The organism is Castellaniella sp. (assembly GCF_041675725.1).
Classification (GTDB): domain Bacteria; phylum Pseudomonadota; class Gammaproteobacteria; order Burkholderiales; family Burkholderiaceae_B; genus Castellaniella.
Window position 1 is genome coordinate 1 of the sequence record NZ_JBAYTI010000004.1, and the last position, 25220, is coordinate 25220.

A 25220-nucleotide genomic window follows, 5' to 3' on the forward strand; every position below is an offset into this window, starting at 1 on the left:
CCGCCATTAAACCATTCACATCGTTCAATGTCAAACTTGACCCTGCTGCGCTTGCCTTGCCGTCCAGCACGCCAGAGTGCCCCGGAACACCGTGCCGGGCCACAGCCCCGCACCGCCCCAAAAGACCACCAGCGCAAGGGTTAACCCTGCCCTGAACCGCAAAGAAACAGGAATATAGCACGCCAAATGGCACCGGGCAAGAACCGCGCAAAACCGCGCGAAAGGCAAATCGGATACGGTATCATGCGCTTGATCCGTGATCCGATCGCAGCCCGGCCGTTTCGGGCTCTCAGGTCGATCCGCTTCGGAGCCGCAGATGAAATCCGCACATAACGTGGCTGTACTGATGTATCACCACGTCACCGACCAGCCCGGTTCGCTGGCAGTAACAGCGCGACAATTCGAGAGCCAGATGCGGGGGCTGGTCGAAAACGGCTGGCGTACGCTGCAGGCCGACGAGTTTTTCGCCTTCCTGGCGGGTGAACCGGTAGCGCCCAAATCTGTGCTGCTCACCTTCGACGACGGCTACCTGGACAACTGGGTCTATGCCCATCCCATACTCGAGCATCATGGCCTGCATGCCGTCCTGTTCGCCGTCACAGGCCTAATCGGCGACGGCCCGATACGCCCCCATGCCGGCCAGAAGAACGTCGCGCTGCCAGTATGCCCGTCACACCACGAGGCCAAGGCGATTATGTTCCGCCCCGAGCGGGATCAGGTCATGCTGCGCTGGGATGAGATACGCGCCATGCAACAGGCGGGCACTTTCGAAATCCACAGCCACACCCATACGCATACCCGCTGGGACCGGGTCAGCCCCTCTGCCGCCGAGAAAATCTCCAGCCTGAACCAGGATCTGCTCGCGTCACGCGCCGCGCTGCAGCAGCAGCTGGGAGCCAGTTCGCGCCACTTGTGCTGGCCACAGGGGTATTTCGATGCCGATTACCTGGCGGTGGCCCGCGACAATGGCTTCGACTGCCTCTACACCACCGACGCCCGCGGCCAGAACAAACCGGGTGGAAACCCAGGGTACGTTTATCGGTTCGCCGCACGCAACCGGGCTTGGGGCTGGCTCAAACAACGCCTGTGGCTGGCGACCCACCCCACGCTGGCACCGCTGTACAACGCCCGGAAGGCGCGCAGCGATGCGCGCCACTGAGCGAGTGATTCACCTTTTCGGCGCCTGATGCGCCAGCGCTTCATCCAGCAACGCCAAAGTCTTCAGGCGGAACTCCTGCGCCTTCCACACCGCTTTCGGCCAGAAGCGACGATGAAACCAATACCGCAGGCTGAATTTCCGCGCGCCGAGACCATCAACGAACACCAGGAAGCGACGCCCGTCGGACCGCGTCTGTATCAACAGATTGTCGATCCCGTAATCCACCAACAGCACACGTTGCTCGACCAACCACCCGAACGCCTCGTCGATCAGCTCGCGGGCCTGATCGGTGCTCACCCGCCCGCTGAGTACCGCCTTGAGCAGCGGCGGCGAAGGTGTGCCATCGGGCTCCTGAATCAGGTCGAAGACCAGGCCCGGACCACGGTCCGTCTGGACCCAGCCGTGTACCTCGGGCATATGAGGCCCGCGGATATTGCGCCGCGCCAGGTGGCGTGCGTAATGGGCATCGATTTCATTCTGCGGCCGTTCCTGCTCGGGCTTGGCCACTTTGACGCACCAGGCAGGGTTGCCTGGATGACGCCAACAGGACCGGTCATTGCCCGTGCCGACCAATTCGCGCAACACCAGCACATCGACCCCATCGGCACGCCACCCGGACGAAAGATCCGGGCCCGTTCTAAATAAGCCCACGTGCACTCCTTGAACGCCGATCACCCGCCCGGCCTCGATTCGTAGTGAATCGGTTCGTGATGGATAATACCAAATGCATCCGCCTGCCTGCGTCGGCCACCCCCCACTTCAAACCCTAGGCACACTTTATGCCCGTACAAGAAGACATTCTCATCAACGTCACGCCCTTTGAAACCCGCGTTGCGATCACCAGCCAGGGCATCGTCCAGGAACTGCACATCGAACGCAGCATGCAGCGCGGCCAGGTCGGCAACCTCTATCTTGGGCGGGTGGCGCGTGTATTGCCGGGCATGCAAAGCGCGTTCATCGATATCGGCCAGGAACGCGCCGCCTTCATCCACGTCTCGGATCTGCGCCAAAATCGCCAGGCGCGCAGCCAGCCCGAGCCGGTCGCGACCACCCCAATGGAAAAGCTGCTGTTCGAAGGCCAGACGCTTCTCGTCCAGGTCATCAAAGACCCGATGGGCACCAAAGGGGCGCGGCTGGCCACGCACATCAGTCTGGCTGGACGCATGCTGGTCTACCTGCCACATGAACCGCATGTCGGGATCTCCCAGAAAATCGAAAACGAAGCAGAACGCACGGCCCTGCGCAGCCGAATCCAGGCACTGGCGGGGCCAGACGAAGCCGGTGGCTTCATCGTCCGTACCCAGGCCGAAGGCGCCACGGACGCCGAGCTGCTGGCGGATCTGGATTATCTGCGCACCCTCTGGGCGAACATACAGGCCCGTATCAAACAGCAAGCCGTGCCCTCAGCCATCTACATCGAGCCCACACTCGCCCAGCGGGTCCTGCGCGACATGGTCGGCCCCGAAACCGGATCCATCACCGTGGATTCGCGCACCATCACCCAAGAGCTGCTCGACTGGGCCGAGCGCTACACCCCGTCCGTGCGCGACCGCATCCACCATTACCGGGGCAACCGGCCCCTGTTCGACATGGCCAACGTGGACGAGGAAATCGCGAATGCGCTCTCCAGGCGGGTCGGGCTGAAATCGGGCGGATACCTGATCATCGATCAAACCGAGGCGCTGACGACGGTCGATGTGAACACGGGCGGCTTCGTGGGTGGACGCAACTTCAACGACACGATATTCAAGACCAACCTCGAGGCGGCCGTCGCCATTGCCCGCCAATTGCGGCTGCGCAATCTGGGCGGCATCATCGTGCTGGACTTCATCGACATGGATGATCCGGGCCACCAGGAAGCCGTGCTTGCGGAGCTTGCCAAGGCGCTGGCCCGGGACCGCACCCGTACGACCATCAGTGGTTTCAGCCAGCTTGGCCTGGTCGAAATGACGCGCAAGCGCACGCGGGAATCACTCGCCCACCAGCTCTGCGAGATCTGCCCGACCTGCCAGTCACGGGGCTCGGTGCGCACCGCCCGCACCTTGTGTTACGAGATCCTGCGCGAAATCTTGCGCGAAGCCCGCCAGTTCGATCCCAAGGAATTCCGTATCGTGGCGGCGCAAGCCGTGATCGACCTGTTTCTTGAAGAAGAAAGCCAGCATCTGGCCATGCTGGGTGATTTCGTAGGAAAACCCATATCGCTGGCCGTCGAAGGCAGCTACAGCCAGGAACAATACGACATCGTGCTGCTGTGATCAGTCATCCAGCTTATTTTCCCAGCTGCGATCGGCCTCGCAGGTTCCTGGCTTCATGAATGCGGTGATCATTTCCAGGGCGCGCTCCAGCTGCCCCGGGTAATAGCTGTAGGCCGTAACGTTGATCGTGGTGTTATGCAGGCGCACCAGGGACAGCACCACCGAGTCCTCCCAGCCGGAATCCGGCTCGGGCCGGTAGACCACCCGGGCAAAGGCCGACTCGTTCGGGAGCATTTCGAAGGTATAGCGTATGCCGCACTCGCGCTCATGTTTGAAGAGATTTTTTTGCACATCGGGGAAATCGATCGGCAGGCGGCGGCGCTCGGTGACCAGGTAGCGCTCGGTCTCCAGCCGATCCACCTGCAGGCCCGGAGGCGTAGCGGTGCAAGCTGGCAGCAGCAGTGCAAGGGCAACAATCGACCAGATCTTCATGGTGGGCTCCGCGAGGTCAGGATTCAGGGGAAGGCGTATGCGATTCTTCGAACTGCAGATGATACAGCTTCGCATACAACCCATTCTGGGCCAGGAGATCCACGTGCGTGCCTTCTTCAACGATGCGCCCGTGGTCCAGAACCAGGATGCGGTCTGCCTTTTGCACCGTGCTCAGCCGATGCGCGATCACCAGCGTGGTGCGCCCAGCCATCAAGTGCTCGAGGGACTGCTGGACTTGCCGCTCGGACTCATTGTCCAGGGCGGACGTGGCTTCGTCCAGAATCAGGATGGGCGCATCCTTGATGAGCGCCCTGGCAATCGCCAGGCGCTGGCGTTGCCCGCCGGACAGGAAGCTGGCATTGGCGCCGACCTGGGTATGGATGCCTTGCGGCAGCGTCTGCACGAATTCGAGCAGGCTGGCGGCAGCCAGGGCATCATGAATACGCTGCTCGGACACCTGGGCAGACACGCCATAGGCGACATTTTCGGCGATGGTGCCCTCGAACAACACCACGTCCTGGCTGACCAGCGACAACTGCGAGCGCAAAGCCCTCAGCCTGAACTCGCGGATATCCACCCCATCCAAGGTAATCGCCCCGGCGGTTGGTTCCACGAACCGCGGCAGCATGTTGACCAGCGTCGTCTTGCCGCTGCCCGAACGGCCGACGAGCGCCACCGTATGCCCGGCATGCACCGTCAGGTTGATGTTGTCCAGTGTATTGTGGGCCGTATCGGCAAACCGATGATGGATGCCGCGAAATGCGATGTGCCCTTGCAGGCGCTCGGTGATCTCGCGCTGCCCGGTTTCGTGTTCCACCGGCTCGCGAATCAGGTCGAACACGCTTTCAGCCGACACCAGCATGCGCTGTGTCGGCCCCGCAATGTTCGTCAGACGCTTCAGCGGGTCGAAAATCTGCCCCAGGGCCGCCATGAACGCCGCGAAACTGCCTACGGTGAGGCCCTCGTGGTTGGCCTGGTACAAGGCGACAGAGACCACTGCGGCCACCGACAGCGCCACGAAGAACTGCGAGATGGGCGACAATGCCGAATCTGCGGACGCAGCGCGCATGGCAAAACGGCGCAGCCGCGCGTTCACATACGCGAACCGCTCGCGTTCTTTTGCGCTGCCGTCGAAAAGCTTGATGACCCGTTGCCCCGCAATGCCCTCGGAGACCACCCGGGTCAGTTCGGCATTCATGTTGATGGTGTCGCGGTTGATGCGACGCAGACGCCGGATGAAGTAGCGCGCCGTCAGTACCGACATGGGCAGCATGATCAGTACGATCAACGTCAACTGCCACGACATATACAGCAGGACGGCAAGCAGGGCCAGCACGGTGAGCGTTTCTCGGACCGTGGTCTGCAGCACGTCCGCCGCCGAATAGCTGACGCGGCCGGCATCCACGGTAAACCGGTTCAAGAGGCGCCCGTGTTCGGCCGCGCGGAACTGCGCGTCCGACATCCCCAAAAGACGCTCGAACATGTCGCGGCGCAACCCCAGCAACATGTTGTTGGCCACCCACGACATCAGGTAGGAACCAAAAAAGGAGCACACGCTGCGCACGAGCATGATGCCGACCACCGCCAGCGGGATCGACCAGATGTACGACGGCTTGTCACCAGTGAACCCTTCGTCGAGCAGAGGCTTCATGATGATCGCCAGCAGCGGCTGCGTGGCGGACGTGATGGCCAGCAACCCCATGGCCAGCAGAGCCGCCTTCCAGTCTCTGCCCAATCGCTTGTAGATGTAGAGCCAAAGTTCGCGACGGACAGGATGGGCGTGGGAGGGCTTGTCGTGAATGGTCTTCACCCGGCACACTCTCTTATATACTTGGAAATCACGCATTTTAGCCCGCCGCCACGAATGGCCCTGACCGCGGGCCGGGAGCCGCAGCATTGTCACCCGCCACCCAACCCATTCTGTACGTGCGCCTGCCCAACTGGGTCGGCGACGTCTGCATGAGCCTGCCCAGCCTGGATGCCCTGCGTGCCACGGATCTGCCACTGGTGGTGTGCGCCCGGGCATGGGCCCGGGATTTTCTCGCCGCCTACCCCTTGGCGGGATTCGTCGTCATGGAAGCCTCATGGCGGCAGAATCGCAAGGCCCTGCTTCGGTCCAGGGCCGAATTCCGGGGTCATCGGCCGCTGGGCCTGCTTTTGCCAGATTCGCTATCCAGCGCGCTGAGCTTCCGCTTTGCCGGCATCCCAAGCGCAGGCTACCGCGACGACGGCCGCAGCCTGCTGTTGCGCTGGCCGATCCGCAAGCCTGCACAGGCGCTGCATGCCGTACAGGCCTGGCATCACCTCACCCGCCAAGCGCTCATGCGCTGGCAACTGCAGGCGCCGCCTGTCGAGCCGGCCGCCGAACTGCATTGGATGGCGGCTGAATCCCACGGGGCCAGCGCCATGCAGGCGCTGGCCCGAACCGGCCTGGCCACGGGTCGGTTCGTGTTGATCGCGCCCACGGCCACGGGCCTGCACAAGGGTCAGGTGAAGGTATGGCCCCATTTCGATGCCCTGACCCGCGCGCTGCAGGCGCGAGGCCATACGGTCGTAATGGCGCCGCCCGCTGGCGAACAGGCGGCGGCCCGTCATGCGGTGCCCACGGCTACCCTGCTGCCCGCTCTGGGGCTCGGGGCTTTCACCGTGCTGACGCGCCTGGCTGCCCTGGTGATCTGTAACGATTCGGGGGTGTCACACCTGGCCGCCGCCGCTGGCGCACAACAAATCACCCTGTTTGGCGTCACCCAGCCCGCCCGTACCGGCCCATGGTCCAACAAGGCCCAACGCCTGGGGCAATGGCGCGCCTGGCCAACCCTGGATGAAGTGCTTTCAAACGCCTGCGAGCGGCTGGCCGGCACCCCTTCATCGCTTCATCCAACCGGCCCGCAACCCGCAGGCTGAGCATGTCTTTTTCCGCACTGCTTGCCCAGCTGATTCTGCCGTGGAACCTGGCTGCGGTACTGCTGCTGCTTGCCCTGGCGGTCTGGGCGCTGCGTTGGCGCAAAAGTGCGCTGTGCATGGCTGGGGGCGCAGCGGCGTGGGTGCTTTTGTGGTCTTTGCCGATCACATCGCTCTGGTCCGGCGCCTGTCTGGAACAACGATATCCTACGCTACGCCCTGGGGACGCCACACCCCGGCAGGCGATCGTCGTGCTGGGCGGGCATACCGCCAATGGCCGCACCAACTGGTTCGAACCCTACGATCCGCACAAAGTCCACACGCGGACCCATACTGCCGCCGAACTCTACCTGGCTGGCAAGGCGCCGCTGATCATCGTATCGGGCGCCGCCCTCGATGGCGGCGTGAGCGAAGCGCAACTGATGGCAGCGACACTCGAACAGCAGGCGATCCCCCCGAGCGCCCTGGTGCTGGAAAACCACAGCCTCACCACCCGTGAAAACGCCCTGTATTCAGCCGAATTGCTGCGCCAGCTGGGGATTGATTCGTTTTTTCTGGTGACATCGGCTCTGCACATGCCACGCGCCGTCGCCAGCTTTCGCAAGCTGGGGCTCGAACCGGTTGCCGCGCCCTCGCCCGCTCAAATCATTCGCCCCGACCGGCATCCGTTTTATGCCTGGCTCCCCGACGGGCGCAGCCTGCAGGCCAGCCGATCGATCATCAAAGAATACCTGGGCCTGTTGGTGTACTGGCTACGCGGCTGGGCCTGAGCCCGGGTTTTTCTCGCGCAGCACGTGTGCATAGAGATCCAGGTACTGGCGCGCCACTTCCGGCCAGGCATGGCGCGCAAGCACACGCTGCGCCCCCGAATGCAGCCGCTGCGCCAGCTGCGGATCCGTCTTCAGGCGCAATACCATGTCGGCCAGAGCCTGCGGTCGTTCAGGATGCGGCAAGATCAACGCGTCCTGTTCATGCGTCACATACTGGGCAAAGCCACACCAGGGCATTGGGCTCAGGATGACCGGCAAGCCGAATGCCATGGCCTCGAGGGGCGCCATGCCAAAGCTGTCGTTCAGCGTGGGGTGCACATAAATATCGGCCGCCCGGTAATACGGCTCGACGCGGGATGTCTGCGCGACCAGGTGAACCCGCCGGCGGACGGCTTCGGGCGCCCGGGCGACATGATCGCGCGCCGCCGCATTGGCCCCCACCACCAGCAGATGCGTGTCGTCCGGCAGGCTTTCCATGGCCCGCAACGCGGTCGGCAAGCCTTTGCGCATGGGGTTGCGCGCGACCAGCAGACACAAGGTATCCTGGCTGGGCAGACCCAGTTCTGCCCGCAGCGCCGCGCGCTCCGAGGCAGTGGTCGGCGGAACCTCGGCAACCCCGGGAGGAATGATGGGTACGGCATTCAGGCCATACGCCTGTTCTAGCTGGCTGGCAATCAGCCGGGATACCGCAACGACCCGATGGCCGGCCCGCTGTGCCATACGGCGTGCCTCGAGATGCAGGTAAGTCTGAACCCGCAGGCTGAAGCGGGCCAGCCAACGCTTGTGTCGGGGGAGCGATCCCTGGCACCAGCGGGTACGCACGGGGGTGACGTGTACCACTTCGATATCGCCACACCAGCCATTCATGTGCGAATGCACGATGTCATGCCGTGCGCGAACCAGGCGCGCCGCGCGGCGCGCAAACAGCCAGACGCGCACCCAGCTGGGCCAGTGGCGCGAGATCCGGATCGCCACGAAAGGCAGATCGAGGCCACACTCAGGGTCGTAGTCCCGGGCGTACACGGTGATCCGGTGCCCCCGGGCGTGCAGTTCGCGCATCAGCTCGAGACCATAGGCTTCGGCTCCCCCAAAACGCGAACCGAACCGGTCCACCACGAAACCGATCGATAGGTCCGGTCGATCAGCCACGCTTGCCGTCCTCTAGTGAGGTGAGGCATTTCTGCAGAAATCGCAGCAGATGGGTGGAACGCATCACGGCCACACGCGGCAGGGTGAACAAATCGTCCGTTGGACGCACCAGACCGCGCTGGGTGGTGGTCGCATTGTCGTAGCCCGCCGCCCGCACGAGATCCACCAGTTGCGCAGACAGTTTTCCGTAGGGATAGCAAAACGCCCGTACGGGTTCGCCCACCAACTGCTCGAGCACGTCGCGGGAATCACGGATTTCCCGGGCCGCCTGCTCGGGCGATACCCGGGTCAGGACGGGATGGGTCAGGGTATGCGAGCCTGCCTCATGCCCCAGGGCCACCCACTCGCGCAGCCCGGCGGTATCCATCAGCGCGGCGCTGGGCACGCCTTCAGCATGATCCCACTGATTGGTGCCGCCCAGCCGACGCATCACAAAGTAATTGGTGGCCTGGTAACCGCATGCCTCCAGCACCGGCGCGGCGTGCCGCAAGACGTTGTCATAGCCGTCGTCAAAGGTGATGCCGAAGACCCGGCCCTTTTTACGGCCTGTCAGATACGGCATCAGCAGGCGCATGGACAGGCCTTGATAGCCCAGGCGCCGCATCCACCGCATCTGTCGCTGAAAACTGCGGGGATGAACGGTCAGACCGCGGTAGGGCGTCCCACGGGGTGCCGGTTGGTCGATCTGATGGTACATGAGAATGGGGATCATGAAGCAGTCCGTCCCGACACCCCGGGGGCGATCAACGTGTGGTAGAAATCCTGCGTATTGCGGGCGAATACCGCCATGGAAAAAGTGTCCAGCGCCCGAGCCCGGGCGGCCAGCGCCATCGTGCCAGGCAGCGGCTCCCGCAGGCGCGACAGCAACCATTCTTTCAGGGCCAGAACATCGCCCGCCGGAACCACCCAGCCATCTTCGCTGTGGCGCACGACTTCCGGCAGCCCCCCCGCATCGGACACCAGGGTCGGCAGGCCCGTCGCCAGCGACTCGCAGGCCGCAAAAGAGCAGGCCTCGTGGTCGGACAGCACGAAACCGACGTCGGCCAGCGCCAGAATGCGTTCGGGATCACGGACCAGCCCCGGAAACTTCACGCAATGGTCCAGCCCCAAGGCCTGAAAATCCTCGAGCAGGCGCCCACGCAGCGGATCACCGGCCACGAGCACGCGAAAGCGCGCCTGCTGTTCCGGGGTCAAGCAAGCCAGTGCCCGCGCCAGATACAGCCATCCTTTGTCGCGGTCCGTGCCGCCGACGCTGGCCAGCACCAGGACCCCACCGGGTAGCGTACCCAGTAGCGCCTGGCGTTGTGCACGCACCCAGGCGGCGTCCCGTGGGCGAAACCGATCTGTGTCGACCCCATGCCGGATGGTCCGTATGGGCACGCGCACATACGGAGACCGCCGCAGCAGCCGGCTGACGAAGTCGCTGACCCCAATGGCGCCATCGGTCCCCAGCCGCGCCCGGATCCGGTTGCCGACGCTGTCCAGCCGCATCGTATTGTGCTTGGTGAACACAATCCGTGGCGCCTGGCGCAGGCCAAGACAGGCCAGCATGATCTGTCGATGATCCGCGGAACCATTCACGTGCACGATGTCGAACGCCTCACGGCGCAGCAGGCGGCGCAGGCGCGCGACTTCGACCAGCATGGGTGCCAGCCGCGTACTGAAAGCGGCTGCAATCGCGCGCACCCCTGGCACCTGCCCAACCTGCGCATACAACCGGCTGCTGGCGGGCGTTGCCACCATAACCTGATGCTCGCCCTGCAGGCAGGCCGCCAGGTTGGCCACATACGTAGCATGGCCCCCGCCGTTGCGCGGGTGAAAATTGGTGTAGAGAATCTTCATGCCATCCACGATGCCGTCACCGCCCCGCCTGCCGATTCAGCCAATACAGCTTGGCATACCGAAAAAAACTGCCGGCTGCAGCCATGCCTGCCAAGACCAGCCCCTGCCAACCATCCAGAAACCCGCGGCGCAGCACGTAGATCCGTATGAATGTCCACAAAGCATGCCCCGGGGGACCCAACACGGACGTTCGTCGGCCCCGGTCATGGGCCATCAGCGCGGCCTCGCTGGAGTAATGGTTGAGCTTGTCGATGAGTTCTTCAAGACCCTCGTAAGGATCATGCAGAAAATGACCCCCCTCCAGGGTGGCGACGACGCCATCGACCTCGACCTTTTCGTGCACGGACGCATCCGTGAAGCGCCCGACATCCCGACGAAACAAGCGCACCACGTAATCCGGCCACCAGCCACTGTGGCGGATCCAGCGGCCACAGAAGCGCGACAGGCGGGCTATCCGGTAGGCCGGGGCCCGTGGCGCCTGGAGCGCCTTCTGTATGGCGGCCTGCAATTCGGGCGTCACCCGCTCGTCGGCGTCGATCGACAGCACCCAGTCGCCCGTGGCCAATGCCAGGGCCCGGTTCTTTTGCGGACCAAAGCCGGGCCAGTCTGCGGATACTTCGACCCGGGCGCCCCGCGCCCGTGCAATATCGCAGGTCGCGTCGCTGCTGCCGGAGTCGAGCACGATGCGCTCCTGCGCGAAGGCCACCGAATCCAGGCAGGCGCCGATATGCGCCGCTTCATTTTTTGTGATGATGATGACAGAGAGCTTCATCCCGGGTAGCGATCGCCGCGCTTGAAACGTTTCCAGCCATTGAAGACGGGCGCCATCCATGGGCTGGCGGCCACCCGGATGCGTCGACCCACCGAGGCCCCCGTGGTATTGCGCACGGCAAAACGGAAGATCATGGTGGGGTCCGATCCGGGACGATTCCGGCCAAAAGCGCGGGTCGTATAAAGATGGCGGAAGCCGGCCTCCTGGGCGATGCGCACGTAGTCTGCATCGAAATACCCCTGCGGCCAACACAGATGATCCGAGACTTCGCCGAGCCGAGCCTGCAGGCTGGCCCTGGATTGAGCCAGCTCCTCGCGCATGTGCGCATTCTTGTCGCCCTCGAGCAGATCCCACCGGGTATGGGTATGGGTATGGCTGTGAAACTCACAGACGCCACTGGCCCGCATGCGCTCGATCTCGGACCAGCGTAATGCGAAGGCGTCGGTGTCGCCCTGCGCCCTGAGCCTCTTGAATTCGGCGTGGGTCGGCGTGTAGGGCACCGGCCCGGACGTACCGGCGTGCGCGCGTGGCGCGCCCTCGCCCACCCATCCGGTGACCAGAAAAATCACGCCATGAAAACCGAACGCTTTCAGCAGGGGCCAGGCGTGGACATAATTGTCGAGGTAGCCGTCATCGAACGTAATGAGTATCGACCGCCTGGGTGCCGGTTTTCGCCCGGCCAGGTGATCGGCGAACTGGTGGCAGGTCAGGCTGCGGTAACCATGCGCCTGGAGCCACTGCAGCTGATCACGAAAATGCGCGGGCGTGACATTGATGTCCCCCCCGGCCGGAGTCACGTGATGGTACATCAGTACCGGCACGATCGGTTCTCGGGTCATGCGTTCAATTCCTTCAGCCAGCGGTCATAGCAGGCCTCGGTGTCCGCCACCAGGGTTTCGGTGTCGAAGCGGCCGCTTTCATGAATGAATTTCAGGCCAGCCTGCCCCATGGTGCGACGCAGGCCGGGATCGTCGATCAGCCGCGCCAGCGCCTGCTCTAGTGCAGCCGTATCCTGGACGGGCACCAACAAGCCCGTCACGCCATTTTGCAACATTTCCGCCACGCCGCCCACATCGGTGCCCACGACGGGCAAACCGGCCATCGCCGCCTCCACGAAGACCGTGCCTGATGCCTCTTGCTCGGTTGCCAAGGCAAACACGTCGAACCCTGCCAGCACGTTGGGGATATCCTGGCGCCGTCCGGCAAAGATGACCTTGGCCTGTAGACCCGAATGGCGCACATCGGCTTGCAGCTCTTCATACAATGGCGACCCATCGCCGACCAGGACGAGATAAACCTCTGGGCGCTGCAGCAGGCCGCGCATGGCCTCGATCAGAACCCGGTGCCCTTTTTTTTCACGCATGACGGCCACACAGCCGACGACCACGGCATGCGCCGGAATACCCAGTTCGGCCCGTAAGGTCGACTCGGGCACCGGGTCGAACGATGGCACAGGCGAATAGACGGTGGCGAGCTTTGCTGATGGCACCCCCCGCGCGATCAACAGCTGCCCGACGTGGTCACTGACCGTCGTGACCCGATGCGGCACCCCGGTGTACGACAGCAACGATCGGGGCGCGATGGCCAGGTGACGAGTGCGTACGATGAGCGGTGTGCCCGCCAGCCGTGCCGCCACGCCAGCCAACAGCGTATCGCGTCGGCTATGGGTATTGAGGACATCGAACCGGCCGGCTTTCAAGTATCGGCGCAGCTGCAAGACGCCTCGCACATAGTTGCGCGGCCCATCCATGAGCAGGGTCTGAACCGCAAAACCCGCCTCGACCAGCTTGCCTGTCAGGCGGGCGTGGGGTTGGCAGATGGCCTCAAGAGAATGGCCACGATCTCGCATGGCGCACATTTCTTTGAAAATCCGGTTCTCTTGCCCGCCAAAACTGGTGGCAGCCTCGGAGTGCACGATCCGCAAGGGCCTCATCCGTAGTGCACCTCGACCGCATCGGCACCCAGCCACTCGCGGGCGCCAGCCAGCAGTTCGTCATCCAGGCGCACCCGCCAGCCATCCGCAAGACGCAGCAGGCACGCAAAGCCCGGCGTGCGCAGGCGCAGTTCGACCGGTACGCCGGCTCCCCCACGGCAGCGGGGCAGGAGCAAGTCACGCAGACGCGGTATATCCAGGTCGGCCTGGAAGGTCAGACGCAAGCTGCGCGCCCTGGATTCGCGCATTTCCTGGAGAGAGCAGAGGACATCGGCGGAAACGCGCAGGCCCCCCGAGTATTCGTCGTGCGCCACCCGGCCCTGGATCACCAATGGACGATCGGCTTTCAAATCCTGGGCATGCTGCGTATAGAGTTCGTTGAAGATCGCTACTTCGACCTGGGCCGTTCCGTCATCCAGCACAGCATAGACCATCTTGCCCCGCCTGCCCATGCGCGTGCGCACCTCGACCAGCACCCCGGCCAGCCACTGAGCATGGCGCGCCGGCGCGAGCCGGTCCAGCGGCACGGGCGCGACGCGGCGGATTTCATCGCGCCAGGCATCGAACAGGTGCCCACTGAAGTAGAAACCCAGCGCCTGCTTTTCCTGGGTCAGCCGGGTTTCCAGATCCCAGGCGGGCACGCGCGCCAGCTCTTGCGCCATGACCTGGGGCGTATCGTCTTCAAACAGCGACACCTGATTGGCATCGCGCTCTTGTTGCTCGGCGGCCTCCATGGCCCTGGGCAGCGTGGCCAGCATGGCCGCCCGGCTGCCCTCGAGCGAATCGAAGGCACCCGCCCGGATGAGCGCCTCGATTGTGCGCCGATTGACCACGTGCCGGTGTACGCGCGCGCAGAAATCAAAGAGGCTTGCAAAGGGCCCGTCGGCATCCCGCGCCTGGAGGATGGCCTCGACGGCCGCCTGCCCGGCACCTTTGACCCCGCCCAGCCCATAGCGAACGGTGCGCGGCGGATGGCCCTGGCGGGTATGCTCGTCTTCGACTGGCGCAAACCGCCAGGTGGACGCGTTGATGTCCGGCGGCAGCACGGCGACGCCATTGTTCAGCGCATCACGCCAGAAGATCTGCAGCTTGTCGGTATCGTCCATGTCGGAAAGCATGGTGGCCGCCAGAAATTCTGCCGGATGATGGCGCTTCAACCACGCTGTCTGATAGGCGATCAGGGCATAAGCGGCGGAATGGCTCTTGTTGAAGCCATAGCCGGCAAATTTCTCCATCAAGTCGAACAAATGGGCGGCGAGATCGGCGGCATAGCCCTTGTTCGCAGCCCCTTCGAGGAAGATGGCGCGGTGCCTGGCCATTTCTTCGGGCTTTTTCTTGCCCATTGCCCGCCTGAGCAGATCCGCCCCGCCCAGCGAATACCCGCCGATGATCTGGGAGATCTGCATCACCTGTTCCTGATACACGATGACGCCATACGTGCTGTTGAGCACAGGCTCGAGATCGGGATGGAAATAATCCACCTTGACCCGGCCGTGCTTGCGCTGCACAAAATCGACCACCATGCCGGATTCGAGCGGCCCAGGCCGAAACAGCGCCAGCAGCGCGATCACGTCCTCGAACGTACTGGGCTGCATGCTTTTGAGCAGCTCTTTCATGCCCCGCGATTCCAGCTGAAACACCGCCGTCGTATTGGCCGATGACAACAGCTCGTAGGTCGGCTGATCATCGAGCGGCAGGGCCATGAGATCAAAGTCCGCCATGTGCGCATTGAACTGGCGCACGTAGCGTACGGCCCAATCCAGGATGGTCAGGTTGCGCAGCCCGAGAAAGTCGAATTTCACCAGGCCCGCCGATTCGACATCGTCTTTGTCGAATTGCGAGACGACGCTGTTTTCACTGCCAGGCTGGCAATACAGAGGGCAGAAATCGGTCAATTGGCCCGGCGCAATCAAAACCCCACCGGCGTGCATGCCGACGTTTCGGGTCAGGCCTTCCAGGGGCCGGGCCAGATCGATCAGTGCGTGGATTTCCTCGTCCGAGTCGTACAGCTCCTTGAATGCCGGTTCGTTTTCCAGCGTACGCTCGAGGGACCAGGGGTCGGCCGGATTGAATGGGATCATCTTGGAGAGACGGTCGCACAGGCTGTAGGGCATTTCCAGCACCCGACCCACGTCGCGCACCACCGCCTTGGCCCCCAGCGAACCGAATGTCGCGATCTGGCTGACGGCATCGCGGCCGTATTTCTGCTTGACGTACTCGATGACCCGTTCCCGGTTGTCCTGGCAGAAATCGATATCGAAATCCGGCATGGACACCCGCTCGGGGTTCAGGAAGCGCTCGAACAGCAAGTCGTAGCGCAAGGGGTCCAGATCGGTAATGCCCAGGCTGTAGGCCACCAGCGAACCCGCCCCGGAACCGCGTCCCGGGCCCACGGGCACCCCGTGGCTCTTGCCCCAGTTGATGAAGTCCTGGACGATCAGGAAATAGCCCGGGAACCCCATATCGATGATGGTTTTGCATTCGCGCTCGAGCCGCGCCTGGTAATGCGGCATCTGGCGGTCACGCTCGGAGGCATCAGGATACAGCTGCACCATGCGCCGCTGCAGCCCGCTTCGGGCGAGCCCGACCAGATGGTCCTCGAGACTGACCCCGTCGGGGGTGGGGAAAGGGGGCAGCTGTGGCTGGTCCAGCACCAGCGACACAGTGCAGCGACGGGCGATCTGCACGGCGTTGTCGAGGGCGGATGGGATGTCGGCGAAGCGTTGCGCCATCTCGGCGCTATCGGGCATGTACTGCCGGGCGGTGTAGCGTCGGACCCGCCGGGGATTGCCCAGCAACTCGCCATCGGCGATACAGACGCGAACCTCGTGAGCGCGAAAATCATCGGCTTCTAAAAACTGGATGGGATGGGTCGCCACCACCGGCAGCCCGCATTCGGCCGCCAGGCGCACCGAAGACTGCACCAGCTGTTCTTCCGCGTCGAACCCGGCGCGCTGCAGTTCAACGAAATAGCATCCGGGGAAATCGGCGGACCATTGTGCGGCCAGCTGGCGGGCGTCATCTTCGCGCCCGGCCTCGAGCGCCTGCCCCACGTCGCCATCACGAGCCCCCGACAGCACGATCATGCCGGGCAACCCGGCCAGCCATTCACGACGCAGCTCAGCCCGCCCCGACTGGCTGTTCTCCAGCCACGCGCGCGTCAGCAGCCTGCACAGTGCCAAATAGGCATCGTGATTGGACGCCAGCAGGAGGATGCGAAACGGCTTGCGCGGGTCATCCGGGTTATGCAGCCACACGTCACAGCCGGCGATGGGTTTGATCCCCGCCTTGCGCGCCGCCTTGTAGAACTTGATCCAGCCAAACAGGTTCGCCAGATCCGTCAGCGCCAGCGCCGGTTGGCCATATTCCCGCGCTTTGGCAACCAATGCCGGAATACGGGCCGTGCCGTCGACCACGGAAAACTCGCTGTGGCAGCGCAGATGAACGAACAGGGGGGAATCGGAAACAGGCGTCATGCGCAAGATTGTACTCAGTGTCGGTCGCAGACCCGGCACTCAACGCTGGCGGGCCGACCATGCCTTGTGCAGGCGCTTGACCGACACTGGAAACGGCGTCTTGAGCTCCTGCGCAAAGAGAGCGACGCGCAACTCTTCCAACTGCCAGCGGAACTGGTCCAGGTCGGCGTCAGGCGCGCCCTTGAGGGCGGCACGCGCGCGCTGGTAGGCCAACGACAACGGCGCCATGTCCGCCATCAGGCGGGCGTCGCGAGTCGGGTCGGCCCGCAGTTTGTCGATCCGCAGCTGCATGGCCTTGAGATACCGGGGCAGATGCCTGAACGAATCCGGCGGCGTGTCTGTCACGAAATTCGCATGCACCAGGCCCTCGAGCTGCTGGCGCATGTCCTGGTGAGCCTGCGCCCAGGGCCTGGCCTGCGGCAATTTCTTGAGCAGCCGCGCGCGCTCATCCAGTATCTTCCCGGTCTGCAATGCACATTCGCGAGCCAGCAGCCCGAGGCGGCTGCGCCCCTGCGTGCAACGCTGCTCGAAGGCCGCGGCGTCTTCGGGCCAGGGCTCGATGAGGCAGGCCTGGTCCAGCGCCACCGCCATGATCTGTTCTGCCAGGGCGCGCACGTCACCCAGATCGATGAACTGCATCCCCATGCGTGTCAGATCCGGCAGGTTTTTCTCGAGCTGTCGCACCGGTTCGGCCAGAGCCAGCCGGAACAGGCGCCGCAGACCCACGGCGTGGACCCGGCGCGCTTCCTGGGGATCGTCGAAGACTTCGAGATCGCAATGCGTCCCCCGGTCCCGCAATGCCGGGTAGCCGATCAACGATTGCCCTGCGCGCCGGATTTCCAGCAGTTCGGGCAATGGACCAAACCCCCAGGACGTCAGACCTTCGTGCTCCAGCACCTGGGCCGCCTGCTGGTCATCGACGGCGATGCGCTGGAAGGACGCCCGGGCCTCGCGCCCGTGTTCGGCGCGCAGCTGATCCAGGCTGCGTCCGCCCGACAGCATGCGGCCGTGCTCGTCCACCACCTTGAAATTCATGAACAAGTGCGCGGGCAAGGTTTCCGGCTTGAAATCGCTGGCCTGGACGACCAGGCGACGCTGCTCGCGCAGATCCAGGATGAGCGCCTCGATGAGGCCCATGCCCGGATCGGCCGCGCGATCGAACCAGCGTGCATGGAAATCGGCTGCATACTCGGGCAGCGGCACGCAGTGCCGGCGCAGTTTTTGCGGCAGCGACCTGAGCAACAGATGCACCTTTTCCTTCAACATCCCCGGCACCAGCCATTCGCAGCGCGCCGCTTCGATCTGGTTCAAGGCAAACAGCGGTATGGTCAGCGTCATTCCGTCGCGCGGCGAACCCGGTTCGAAATGATAGTCCACTGCAAGTTCCGTACCCGCCCAGTGCAATCGGCGGGGAAACACCTCGGTGGTGACCCCGGCCGCGTCGTGCTGCATCAGGGCTTCGCGATCCAGTTGAAGCGCCGCCTTCGCCGGCTTGTCCAACGTCTTGTACCAGGCTTCCAGGCTGGCCGTCTGACAGACTTCGGCGGGGATCTGTCCGTCATAGAATGCCGCGATGAGCCCGTCATCCACCAGAATATCGGGCCGGCGGCTCTGGTGCTCGAGGCGCTCGATGGAAGCGATCAGGCGCCGATTGTGCCGGATGAAGGGCAGCGTGCTGTCGATGTCGCCCGGCACTAATGCCTGTTCGATGAAAATCGCCCGCGCGCCCTCGGGATCGATGCGCCCGTAGTGCACCCGCCGTCCATGATAGACCGGCAGCCCATGCACGCTGCCGCGCTCGTGGGCGACCACCTGCCCCGATTTTCTGTCCCAGCGCGGATCCGACCATGACTTGCGCAACAAATGGGCCCCAGCCCGCTCCACCCAAACCGGTTCGATCTGCGCGACACAGCGCGCATACAGGCGACTGGTTTCCACCAGCTCGGCCGCCAGCACCCAGCGCCCCGCCTTCTTGTGCAGGGCAGAGCCCGGATGGATCGCAAAGCGGACCCCATGGGCGCCCTGATACAGCCCGCCCTCTTCGGTGCGCATGCCGATATTGCCCAGCAACCCGGCCAGCAGCGCCATGTGGATCTGCTCGGTGGTTGCGGGGGTCTGATTGACGCGCCAGCCCTGTTCGCGCACCAGGGCATGCAGTTGCACGTGCGTATCGTGCCATTCGCGCAGGCGCACTGGAGAAAGAAACCGGGCACGCAACTGGCCGACCAGCTTGCGCTGCGATGCCTTTTGGGCCACCTGTTCACGATACCAATCCCAGAGTTTGATCCAGGCAAGGAATTCGGACTGCTTGTCCCTGAACATGGATTGCGCCTGATCAGCCGCCTCGCGGGCCTGCATGGGCCGCTCGCGGGGATCCTGGATCGACAGGGCGGCTGCGATCACAAGGACTTCCCGCAGACACTGCTGTTCGTGCGCCGCGTGGATCATGCGCGCGACCCGGGGATCCACCGGTAGGCGCGCCAACTGCCGCCCCACCGGTGTCAGAGCGTTGCCGTCATCCAAAGCGCCCAACTCCTGCAGCAGCTGGTAGCCATCGGCCACCGCGCGTCCGCTGGGCGGCTGAACGAACGGGAAGCGTTCTATGTCGTCGAGGCGCAGGGCTTTCATGCGCAGGATGACGGCAGCCAGCGACGAACGCAGAATCTCTGGATCGGTAAATGCGGGCCGCTGCAGGAAATCCGCCTCTGAGTACAGGCGGATGCAGACCCCGGGCCCGAGACGGCCACACCGGCCGGCACGCTGGTTGGCCGATGCCTGGCTGATAGGCTCGATGTGCAGCTGCTCGACCTTGCTGCGCCAGGAATACCGCTTGACCCGCGCCAGGCCACTGTCGACCACATAGCGGATGCCAGGCACCGTCAGCGAGGTTTCAGCCACATTGGTGGCCAGTATGATACGCCGGGCCTGACCATCCGGACGAAAGATCTGCGCCTGCTCGGCCCGCGACAACCTGGCATAGAGCGGCAATATCTCGGCCCCCCCCAGGTGGCGCTTGCGCAGGCCGTCCGCACACTCGCGGATTTCCCGCTCGCCGGGCAGGAAGACGAGGACGTCGCCCGGCCCCTCGCGCATGCACTCTTCCACGCCATCGCCCGCGGCTTCGACGAGGTCGCGTTCCTCGTCGGCCGGCTCGCGCCCGATTCCGTCCGGGTCATCGGCGAGAATCGGCCGGTACCGCAATTCGACCGGATGCAGGCGCCCCGAAACCTGCACCACGGGTGCGGGCCGGCCCTGCGTACCAAAATGCTGGGCAAAGCGCTCGGCGTCGATGGTGGCCGACGTAATGATGAGCTTCAGGTCCTTGCGGCGCGCGAGCAAACGCTTGAGAAACCCCAGCAGAAAGTCGATGTTGAGGCTGCGCTCGTGCGCTTCGTCGATGATCAAGGTGTCATAGCGGCGCAGCAGAGGATCGCGCTGGGTTTCCGCCAACAGGATGCCGTCCGTCATGAGCTTGATGGCGGTGGCGGGCCCCTCGCGCTGGCTGAAGCGAATCTGATAGCCGACCCAGTCTCCCAGTTCGGTCCCCAATTCCTGGGCGATGCGCTGCGCCACGGACGTAGCCGCCAGACGCCTGGGCTGGGTATGGCCGATCATGCCTTTGCGCCCCCGCCCCAGCTCGAGACAGATCTTGGGCAATTGCGTGGTCTTGCCCGAGCCGGTCTCTCCACACACGATCACCACCTGATGATGCCGGATCGCCCGGGCGATTTCATCCTTGCGGGCACTGACCGGCAGATCGGCCGGAAAATTCAGGGCCGGCAGGGGCCGCTCGCCTGCCCCACCCCGAGCATCCTGCCGAGGTGGGCGAATCGGGCGGGCGGATCGTGTAACAACAGGTTCGGACAAAAGGACTCCCAAGACTGTAAACAAACCAGTCATTATAATTTCCCCTACGACCTGACCGTAGCCAGCAAGATGCCATGAACCCTTCCGAGACCGAAATCTGGTCCGCCCACGATGCCCCCGAAGTCGCAGCTGCACAATTCGTGCGCTGGTTTCGCGAGGTCGCCCCCTACGTGCACGATTTCCGCGGCAAGACCTTCGTGGTGGCATTTGGCGGCGAACTCATCCAGGACGGCGGCCTCGAATCACTGGTGGCGGATCTCTCTCTGCTGTCGGCATTGGGGATCCGGCTGGTCCTGGTGCACGGTTCACGCCCCCAGGTCAACGAGCAGCTCCGCGTCAAGGGGCACGCTACCCAGTTCGGGCGGGGCACCGAACCCACCGGCCCTGAAGCGCTGGAATGCGCCAAGGAAGCCGCGGGGGAAATTCGTCTCGACATCGAAGCCGCCTTTAGCCAAGGGCTGCCCAATACGCCCATGTCGCACGCCAAGATCCGCGTTTTTTCCGGTAATTTCGTCACCGCGAGGCCGGTGGGCGTCATCGATGGCATCGATTACCGGCGTGCCGGCCAGGTGCGCAAGCTCGACGTACCTGCACTGCACAGCGTGATGGATCAAGGCGGCATCGTCTTGCTGTCGCCACTGGGCTTTTCACCCACAGGCGAAGCGTTCAACCTGGCCATGGAAGACCTGGCCACCAACGCCGCGGTGGCGCTGCGCGCCGAAAAACTGATCTTTCTCACCCAGAACCGCACGGTGACCGAAACAGACGGTTCGGTGGATACCGAGCTGGCCCGCAAGGATGCCGATGAACTGCTGGCACAAGGCGTTCTCGACGAAGACACAAGCGCGTTTCTGCGCCACGCATCCCTGGCCGTCAAGCGGGGGGTGGCCCGCGCCCATCTGGTGCCCTACACCCTCGATGGCAGCATCCTGCTCGAAATCTTCACCCACGACGGGGTGGGCACCATGGTGGTCGAAGACACGCTCGAAGACCTGCGCCCAGCCGAGGCCGACGACGTCGGTGCCATCGTGCAGCTGATCGAACCCCTAGAGGCCGACGGCACGCTCGTGCCCAGGGGCCTCGCGGTGATCGAGCGCGAGCTCGAACGCTTCACCGTGCTGGAGCACGACGGCGTGATCTACGGCTGCGTGGCGGTCATACCCTACCTCGACGACGGTATGGCCGAGATGGCCTGTTTGATCGTACACCCCGAATGGCAGGGTACCGGCGATGGCGAGAAACTGCTGCGCCATGCCGAAACCACGGCACGGGCGATGGGTGCCCGGCGCCTGTTCGTCCTGACGACACGGACGTCGCACTGGTTCCTGAAGCGCGGCTTCGTACAGGGCGGCGTCTCGGATCTGCCGCACGACAAGCGCGCCCATTACAACCGATCGCGCAACAGCCTGGTCTTCATCAAGCGGCTTTGACCCACCCGAGCGGCTTTGACCCGCTGCCCCACGATCCGCGGTGCGCCGCCGGCGCGCCGGTTCAGCTCCGCGGCTCGGGCGGTTCGCCGCGCGCCATGCGCTCGGTGTTGCTCACACCCGTGTGCCGGACATCATCGCCCAGCACCATGTAGATCACGCGCTCGGCCATGTTCTTGGCATGGTCGCCGATGCGCTCGAGCGCCCGGGCGATGAAAATCAGATCGATCGAGTGCGAGATGGTGCGCGGGTCCTCGATCATGTAGGTAATGATGTGACGCAGCGACGCTTTCCATTCCTTGTCGACCGCCTTGTCGTTGCGCACCACCTGCGCCGCCGCGACCGGGTCTTCACGGGCGAACGCATCGAGCGACGCACGGATCATGCTGGCGACCGCATCCGCCATGTGCCGCAACTCGACCACGGGTTCGTAGGCCGAATCGGCCTCGTGCAGGCGGCGCGCCACCTTGGCGATTTTCTCGGCTTCGTCGCCGCAGCGCTCCATGTCGGTGAGCATCTTGGAAATGGACAACAAAAGCCGCAGGTCGACCGCCGTTGGCTGATTGCGAGCGATCAGCTGGCTGATGCGTTCATCGATCTCGACCTCGAACTGGTTGACTTGGCGTTCGTGCTCGCGAACCCGCTCGACCAGCTGTAAATCGCCTTCGGACAAGGCCTGTATGCCGTCCAGCACCATGGATTCGACCACCCCCCCCATTTGCAGGAACATGGAACGCGTGGTTTCGAGTTCGGCGTGAAATTGTTTGTTGGTATGTTCCAGCATGAAGGGCTCCGGAAGAGTCAATCCTGCAGCTCGAGACGGGCGATGCCCTCTTGCCCGGCCACCAGGGCAAGATGCGCGCCGGCGATGGCAAACAACCCGCAAGTGACCACGCCAGGAATGTTGTTGATCAGCGCCTCGAATTCGGCGGGTCGATTGTCGTAGGCCAGGCCTGCGACGTCCAGGATCTGGTTGCCATTATCGGTGATGAAGCCTTCGCGCAGCTGCGGCCGCCCACCCAACTGGCGGATTTCGCGTGCGACGGCCTCTCGGGCAAGGGGAATGATCTCGATGGGCAGCGGAAACCGCCCCAGCGCCTCGACCAATTTGGATTCATCGACGATGCAAACGAAGCGATCGGCTACCGATGCCACGATTTTTTCGCGGGTCAAGGCGCCACCCCCCCCTTTGATGAGGTTCAGCTGATGATCGACTTCGTCGGCGCCGTCGACATAAAACGGCAGCGTGCTGACCTGGTTCAGGTCGAGCACCTGAATCCCCGCCGCCTGCAAGCGCTGCGTGCTGCGTTCGGAACTGGAGACTGCTGCCCTGAACGCATCGCGATGCGTCGCCAGCAAGTCGATGAAATGATCCACCGTGGAGCCCGTGCCCACCCCGAGGACGCTGTCTGGTTGCAATTGGGGCAGTACGACGTCCAGAGCGGCCTGTGCCGCCTGTTGTTTGAGCTGGTCTTGCGTCATCATGGGAGTCATGGAAACAGGAGATGCCATTCATCCATTGTAATGGCTCATTGCGACTGTGCCGCACGGATCTGCAGCCGGTTGAGCGCCACGACCACGATGGCCACGGCCAAAATGAACAAGGTGGCCAGCGCATTGATTTCCGGCTTCAGGCCCAGACGAACACGGGAGAACACTTCCAGGGGCAGCGTGGTGTAGCCTGGCCCCGACAGGAAGGACGCGATCACGACGTCGTCCAGCGACAGGGTGAAGGCCAGCAGCCAGGCGGCCACCAGTGCGGGTGCGATGAGCGGCAGCGTGATCCGGAAGAAAACCCGCAGCGGCGTGGCGCCGAGATCCAGCGCCGCCTCTTCCAGAGAACGGTCGAGATCCCTGACCCGCGACTGGATGATGACTGCGACATAAGCCGTGCACAGCGTGACGTGCCCCACCCAGATCGTGAACAGGCCATTGCCATCGGGCCAGCCGACCACTTTCGATAATTCGACGAACATCAGCAGCAGTGAAATGCCCAGCACCACCTCGGGCATCACCAGGGGCGCGCCCAGCATGCCGATGTACAGGCCAAAGCCCCGAAAACGCCCCATGCGCGCCAGGACGTAACCCGCCCAGGTGCCGATGCACAGCGCGGCGGTGGCCGTGAGGGTCGCGATCACCAGCGACAGGCGAGCGGCCGCCAGCAGGGTCTGGTCCTGAAACAGCTCGACATACCAGCGCAGGGAAAACCCCGTCCAGACCGTCATGAGCTTGGAGTCGTTGAACGAAAACACCATGAGACATACGATGGGCACGTACAAGAAGCCGTAACCCAGTGCCAGCGTGGCCCAGCGCACGCCACGGCCAGCGTGTCTCATCGGGACCGCTCCAGCTGGCGGGCCGAACTATACTGGAAGAGCGTCAGAGGCACCAGCAGCAGGAGCACCATCACGCAGGTGACGGCCGCTGCCATGGGCCAGTCGGCATTATTGAAGAACTCGTTCCACATGACCCGACCCATCATCAGAGTGTTGGCGCCGCCGAGCATTTCGGGGATCACGTACTCCCCTACCGAGGGAATGAACACCAGCATGGCGCCTGCCACCGCACCCGGCATCGACAAAGGCAACACGACCTGGCGAAACGTGGCCCACGGACGGGCCCCGAGATCGTGCGCCGCCTCGATCAGCCGCTGATCGAGCTTCACCAGGTTGGCATACAGGGGCAGGATGAAAAAAGGCAGATAAGCGTACACCAGGCCCACGTACACGGCCAGATCCGTGCGATAGATCTCGAGCGGCGAATCGATCAGCCCCAGGCCCATGAGAAGATTGTTCAATAAGCCATCGTTGCGCAAAATACCCACCCAGGCATACACGCGCAACAACAAGGACGTCCAGAATGGCAGGATGACGCCCAGAAGCAGCAAGTTGCGGATCTCCGGCCTGGACCGCGCGATCTGCCAGGCCAACGGATAGCCGATCAGGACGCAGCATACGGTGGTGACCAGGGCCATTTTCACCGAATTCAAATACACCGCGGCGTACAGACTGTCGGTGAACAGCAGCACATAACCGCGCAGATGCAGCGCCAATTGCAGCGTGTCGTCTTCCAATGTCGCAATCGGCGTATAGGGCGGGATGCCAAACTGCAGGTCCGACAGGCTGATCTTCAATACCAGCAGAAATGGCACCAGCAGGAACAGGGCCAACCAGAGATAGGGCACCCAGATGGCCCACTGGCGGGCACTCGGGCGGGGCAATGGCCAGCGCATACGCA

At 63.7% G+C, this 25220-nt stretch carries 20 protein-coding genes; 5 read left to right on the forward strand and 15 right to left on the reverse strand.

Annotated elements, in window-relative coordinates:
- Positions 1-316: 316 nt before the first annotated feature.
- Positions 317-1159 (forward strand): polysaccharide deacetylase family protein, encoded by an 843-nt coding sequence (locus WCZ84_RS01310; protein ID WP_372684450.1) that lies wholly within the window; start codon positions 317-319, stop codon positions 1157-1159.
- Between the two features lie 9 nt (positions 1160-1168).
- On the opposite strand, the gene WCZ84_RS01315 is transcribed toward WCZ84_RS01310, so the two are convergent.
- Positions 1169-1750, reverse strand: coding sequence for a YrbL family protein (locus tag WCZ84_RS01315; protein WP_372684451.1), 582 nt, complete (start codon positions 1748-1750; stop codon positions 1169-1171).
- A 188-nt stretch (positions 1751-1938) separates the two neighbouring features.
- On the opposite strand from WCZ84_RS01315, the gene rng reads away from it, so the two are divergent.
- Complete coding sequence (rng, locus tag WCZ84_RS01320; protein ID WP_372684452.1) at positions 1939-3414, forward strand: ribonuclease G; 1476 nt, start codon at positions 1939-1941, stop codon at positions 3412-3414.
- Here the strand turns inward: rng and WCZ84_RS01325 are convergent, their stop codons facing one another.
- Together WCZ84_RS01325 and msbA are read right to left on the reverse strand one after the other, a co-directional pair.
- A complete protein-coding gene (locus WCZ84_RS01325) occupies positions 3415-3846 on the reverse strand; it encodes a hypothetical protein (protein ID WP_372684453.1) in 432 nt (143 codons plus the stop codon).
- Between the two features lie 16 nt (positions 3847-3862).
- Positions 3863-5656 carry a lipid A export permease/ATP-binding protein MsbA gene (gene msbA / locus WCZ84_RS01330; protein ID WP_372684454.1) on the reverse strand — a complete coding sequence of 598 codons (1794 nt, stop codon included), beginning with the start codon at positions 5654-5656 and terminating at the stop codon, positions 3863-3865.
- Between the two features lie 149 nt (positions 5657-5805).
- Between msbA and WCZ84_RS01335 the strand changes: the two genes are divergently transcribed.
- A complete protein-coding gene (locus WCZ84_RS01335) occupies positions 5806-6750 on the forward strand; it encodes a glycosyltransferase family 9 protein (RefSeq protein ID WP_372684513.1) in 945 nt (314 codons plus the stop codon).
- A gap of 2 nt (positions 6751-6752) precedes the next feature.
- Positions 6753-7517, forward strand: a complete 765-nt coding sequence (locus WCZ84_RS01340; protein WP_372684455.1) for a YdcF family protein — start codon at positions 6753-6755, stop codon at positions 7515-7517.
- Here WCZ84_RS01340 and WCZ84_RS01345 read toward each other — a convergent pair.
- Genes WCZ84_RS01345 through hrpA form a run of 8 tightly spaced genes read right to left on the reverse strand, consistent with a single transcriptional unit; the run spans position 7500 to position 20589 of the window.
- Positions 7500-8666 (reverse strand): glycosyltransferase family 4 protein, encoded by a 1167-nt coding sequence (locus tag WCZ84_RS01345; protein WP_372684456.1) that lies wholly within the window; start codon positions 8664-8666, stop codon positions 7500-7502. The two genes, WCZ84_RS01340 and WCZ84_RS01345, sit on opposite strands and share 18 nt — an antisense overlap.
- Positions 8659-9378, reverse strand: coding sequence for a polysaccharide deacetylase family protein (locus tag WCZ84_RS01350; RefSeq protein ID WP_372684457.1), 720 nt, complete (start codon positions 9376-9378; stop codon positions 8659-8661). Before WCZ84_RS01350 ends, WCZ84_RS01345 begins: the two co-directional genes overlap by 8 nt.
- The gene (locus tag WCZ84_RS01355; RefSeq protein ID WP_372684458.1) at positions 9375-10508 is read right to left on the reverse strand and encodes a glycosyltransferase; all 1134 of its coding nucleotides are present in this window, start codon (positions 10506-10508) and stop codon (positions 9375-9377) included. The genes WCZ84_RS01350 and WCZ84_RS01355 overlap by 4 nt, the downstream gene beginning before the upstream one ends.
- 16 nt (positions 10509-10524) lie before the next feature.
- Positions 10525-11280, reverse strand: coding sequence for a glycosyltransferase family 2 protein (locus tag WCZ84_RS01360; RefSeq protein ID WP_372684459.1), 756 nt, complete (start codon positions 11278-11280; stop codon positions 10525-10527).
- On the reverse strand, positions 11277-12119 hold the full coding sequence (locus WCZ84_RS01365; RefSeq protein ID WP_372684460.1) for a polysaccharide deacetylase family protein: 843 nt from the start codon (positions 12117-12119) through the stop codon (positions 11277-11279). The genes WCZ84_RS01360 and WCZ84_RS01365 overlap by 4 nt, the downstream gene beginning before the upstream one ends.
- The gene (locus WCZ84_RS01370; protein ID WP_372684461.1) at positions 12116-13213 is read right to left on the reverse strand and encodes a glycosyltransferase family 4 protein; all 1098 of its coding nucleotides are present in this window, start codon (positions 13211-13213) and stop codon (positions 12116-12118) included. Before WCZ84_RS01370 ends, WCZ84_RS01365 begins: the two co-directional genes overlap by 4 nt.
- Positions 13210-16689, reverse strand: coding sequence for a DNA polymerase III subunit alpha (dnaE, locus tag WCZ84_RS01375; RefSeq protein ID WP_372684462.1), 3480 nt, complete (start codon positions 16687-16689; stop codon positions 13210-13212). The genes WCZ84_RS01370 and dnaE overlap by 4 nt, the downstream gene beginning before the upstream one ends.
- Positions 16690-16728: 39 nt before the next feature.
- On the reverse strand, positions 16729-20589 hold the full coding sequence (hrpA, locus tag WCZ84_RS01380) for an ATP-dependent RNA helicase HrpA (RefSeq protein ID WP_372684463.1): 3861 nt from the start codon (positions 20587-20589) through the stop codon (positions 16729-16731).
- 41 nt (positions 20590-20630) lie between these two features.
- Between hrpA and argA the strand changes: the two genes are divergently transcribed.
- Positions 20631-21986 carry an amino-acid N-acetyltransferase gene (gene argA / locus WCZ84_RS01385; protein ID WP_372684464.1) on the forward strand — a complete coding sequence of 452 codons (1356 nt, stop codon included), beginning with the start codon at positions 20631-20633 and terminating at the stop codon, positions 21984-21986.
- Positions 21987-22047: 61 nt separating this feature from the next.
- Here argA and phoU read toward each other — a convergent pair whose 3' ends face one another.
- The 4 genes from phoU to WCZ84_RS01405 are packed head-to-tail and all read right to left on the reverse strand — an operon-like array spanning position 22048 to position 25215.
- A complete protein-coding gene (phoU, locus tag WCZ84_RS01390) occupies positions 22048-22767 on the reverse strand; it encodes a phosphate signaling complex protein PhoU (RefSeq protein ID WP_372684465.1) in 720 nt (239 codons plus the stop codon).
- 17 nt (positions 22768-22784) lie between these two features.
- Positions 22785-23468, reverse strand: coding sequence for a ribose-5-phosphate isomerase RpiA (gene rpiA / locus WCZ84_RS01395; RefSeq protein ID WP_372684466.1), 684 nt, complete (start codon positions 23466-23468; stop codon positions 22785-22787).
- 44 nt (positions 23469-23512) lie between these two features.
- Complete coding sequence (locus WCZ84_RS01400) at positions 23513-24319, reverse strand: ABC transporter permease subunit (protein WP_372684467.1); 807 nt, start codon at positions 24317-24319, stop codon at positions 23513-23515.
- Positions 24316-25215, reverse strand: coding sequence for an ABC transporter permease subunit (locus tag WCZ84_RS01405; RefSeq protein WP_372684514.1), 900 nt, complete (start codon positions 25213-25215; stop codon positions 24316-24318). The genes WCZ84_RS01400 and WCZ84_RS01405 overlap by 4 nt, the downstream gene beginning before the upstream one ends.
- Positions 25216-25220: the final 5 nt, after the last annotated feature.

Bases quoted from the DNA above. Each gene is read 5' to 3' on its own strand.
- WCZ84_RS01310 (WP_372684450.1), top strand. From the start codon at position 317: ATGAAATCCGCACATAACGTGGCTGTACTGATGTATCACCACGTCACC.
- WCZ84_RS01325 (WP_372684453.1), bottom strand. From the start codon at position 3,846: ATGAAGATCTGGTCGATTGTTGCCCTTGCACTGCTGCTGCCAGCTTGC.
- WCZ84_RS01355 (WP_372684458.1), bottom strand. From the start codon at position 10,508: ATGAAGATTCTCTACACCAATTTTCACCCGCGCAACGGCGGGGGCCAT.
- WCZ84_RS01365 (WP_372684460.1), bottom strand. From the start codon at position 12,119: ATGACCCGAGAACCGATCGTGCCGGTACTGATGTACCATCACGTGACT.
- dnaE (WP_372684462.1), bottom strand. From the start codon at position 16,689: ATGACGCCTGTTTCCGATTCCCCCCTGTTCGTTCATCTGCGCTGCCAC.
- hrpA (WP_372684463.1), bottom strand. From the start codon at position 20,589: ATGACTGGTTTGTTTACAGTCTTGGGAGTCCTTTTGTCCGAACCTGTT.
- WCZ84_RS01335 (WP_372684513.1), top strand. From the start codon at position 5,806: ATGAGCCTGCCCAGCCTGGATGCCCTGCGTGCCACGGATCTGCCACTG.
- WCZ84_RS01405 (WP_372684514.1), bottom strand. From the start codon at position 25,215: ATGCGCTGGCCATTGCCCCGCCCGAGTGCCCGCCAGTGGGCCATCTGG.
- WCZ84_RS01360 (WP_372684459.1), bottom strand. From the start codon at position 11,280: ATGAAGCTCTCTGTCATCATCATCACAAAAAATGAAGCGGCGCATATC.
- WCZ84_RS01400 (WP_372684467.1), bottom strand. From the start codon at position 24,319: ATGAGACACGCTGGCCGTGGCGTGCGCTGGGCCACGCTGGCACTGGGT.
- argA (WP_372684464.1), top strand. From the start codon at position 20,631: ATGAACCCTTCCGAGACCGAAATCTGGTCCGCCCACGATGCCCCCGAA.
- WCZ84_RS01340 (WP_372684455.1), top strand. From the start codon at position 6,753: ATGTCTTTTTCCGCACTGCTTGCCCAGCTGATTCTGCCGTGGAACCTG.
- WCZ84_RS01370 (WP_372684461.1), bottom strand. From the start codon at position 13,213: ATGAGGCCCTTGCGGATCGTGCACTCCGAGGCTGCCACCAGTTTTGGC.
- rpiA (WP_372684466.1), bottom strand. From the start codon at position 23,468: ATGATGACGCAAGACCAGCTCAAACAACAGGCGGCACAGGCCGCTCTG.
- rng (WP_372684452.1), top strand. From the start codon at position 1,939: ATGCCCGTACAAGAAGACATTCTCATCAACGTCACGCCCTTTGAAACC.
- WCZ84_RS01350 (WP_372684457.1), bottom strand. From the start codon at position 9,378: ATGATCCCCATTCTCATGTACCATCAGATCGACCAACCGGCACCCCGT.
- phoU (WP_372684465.1), bottom strand. From the start codon at position 22,767: ATGCTGGAACATACCAACAAACAATTTCACGCCGAACTCGAAACCACG.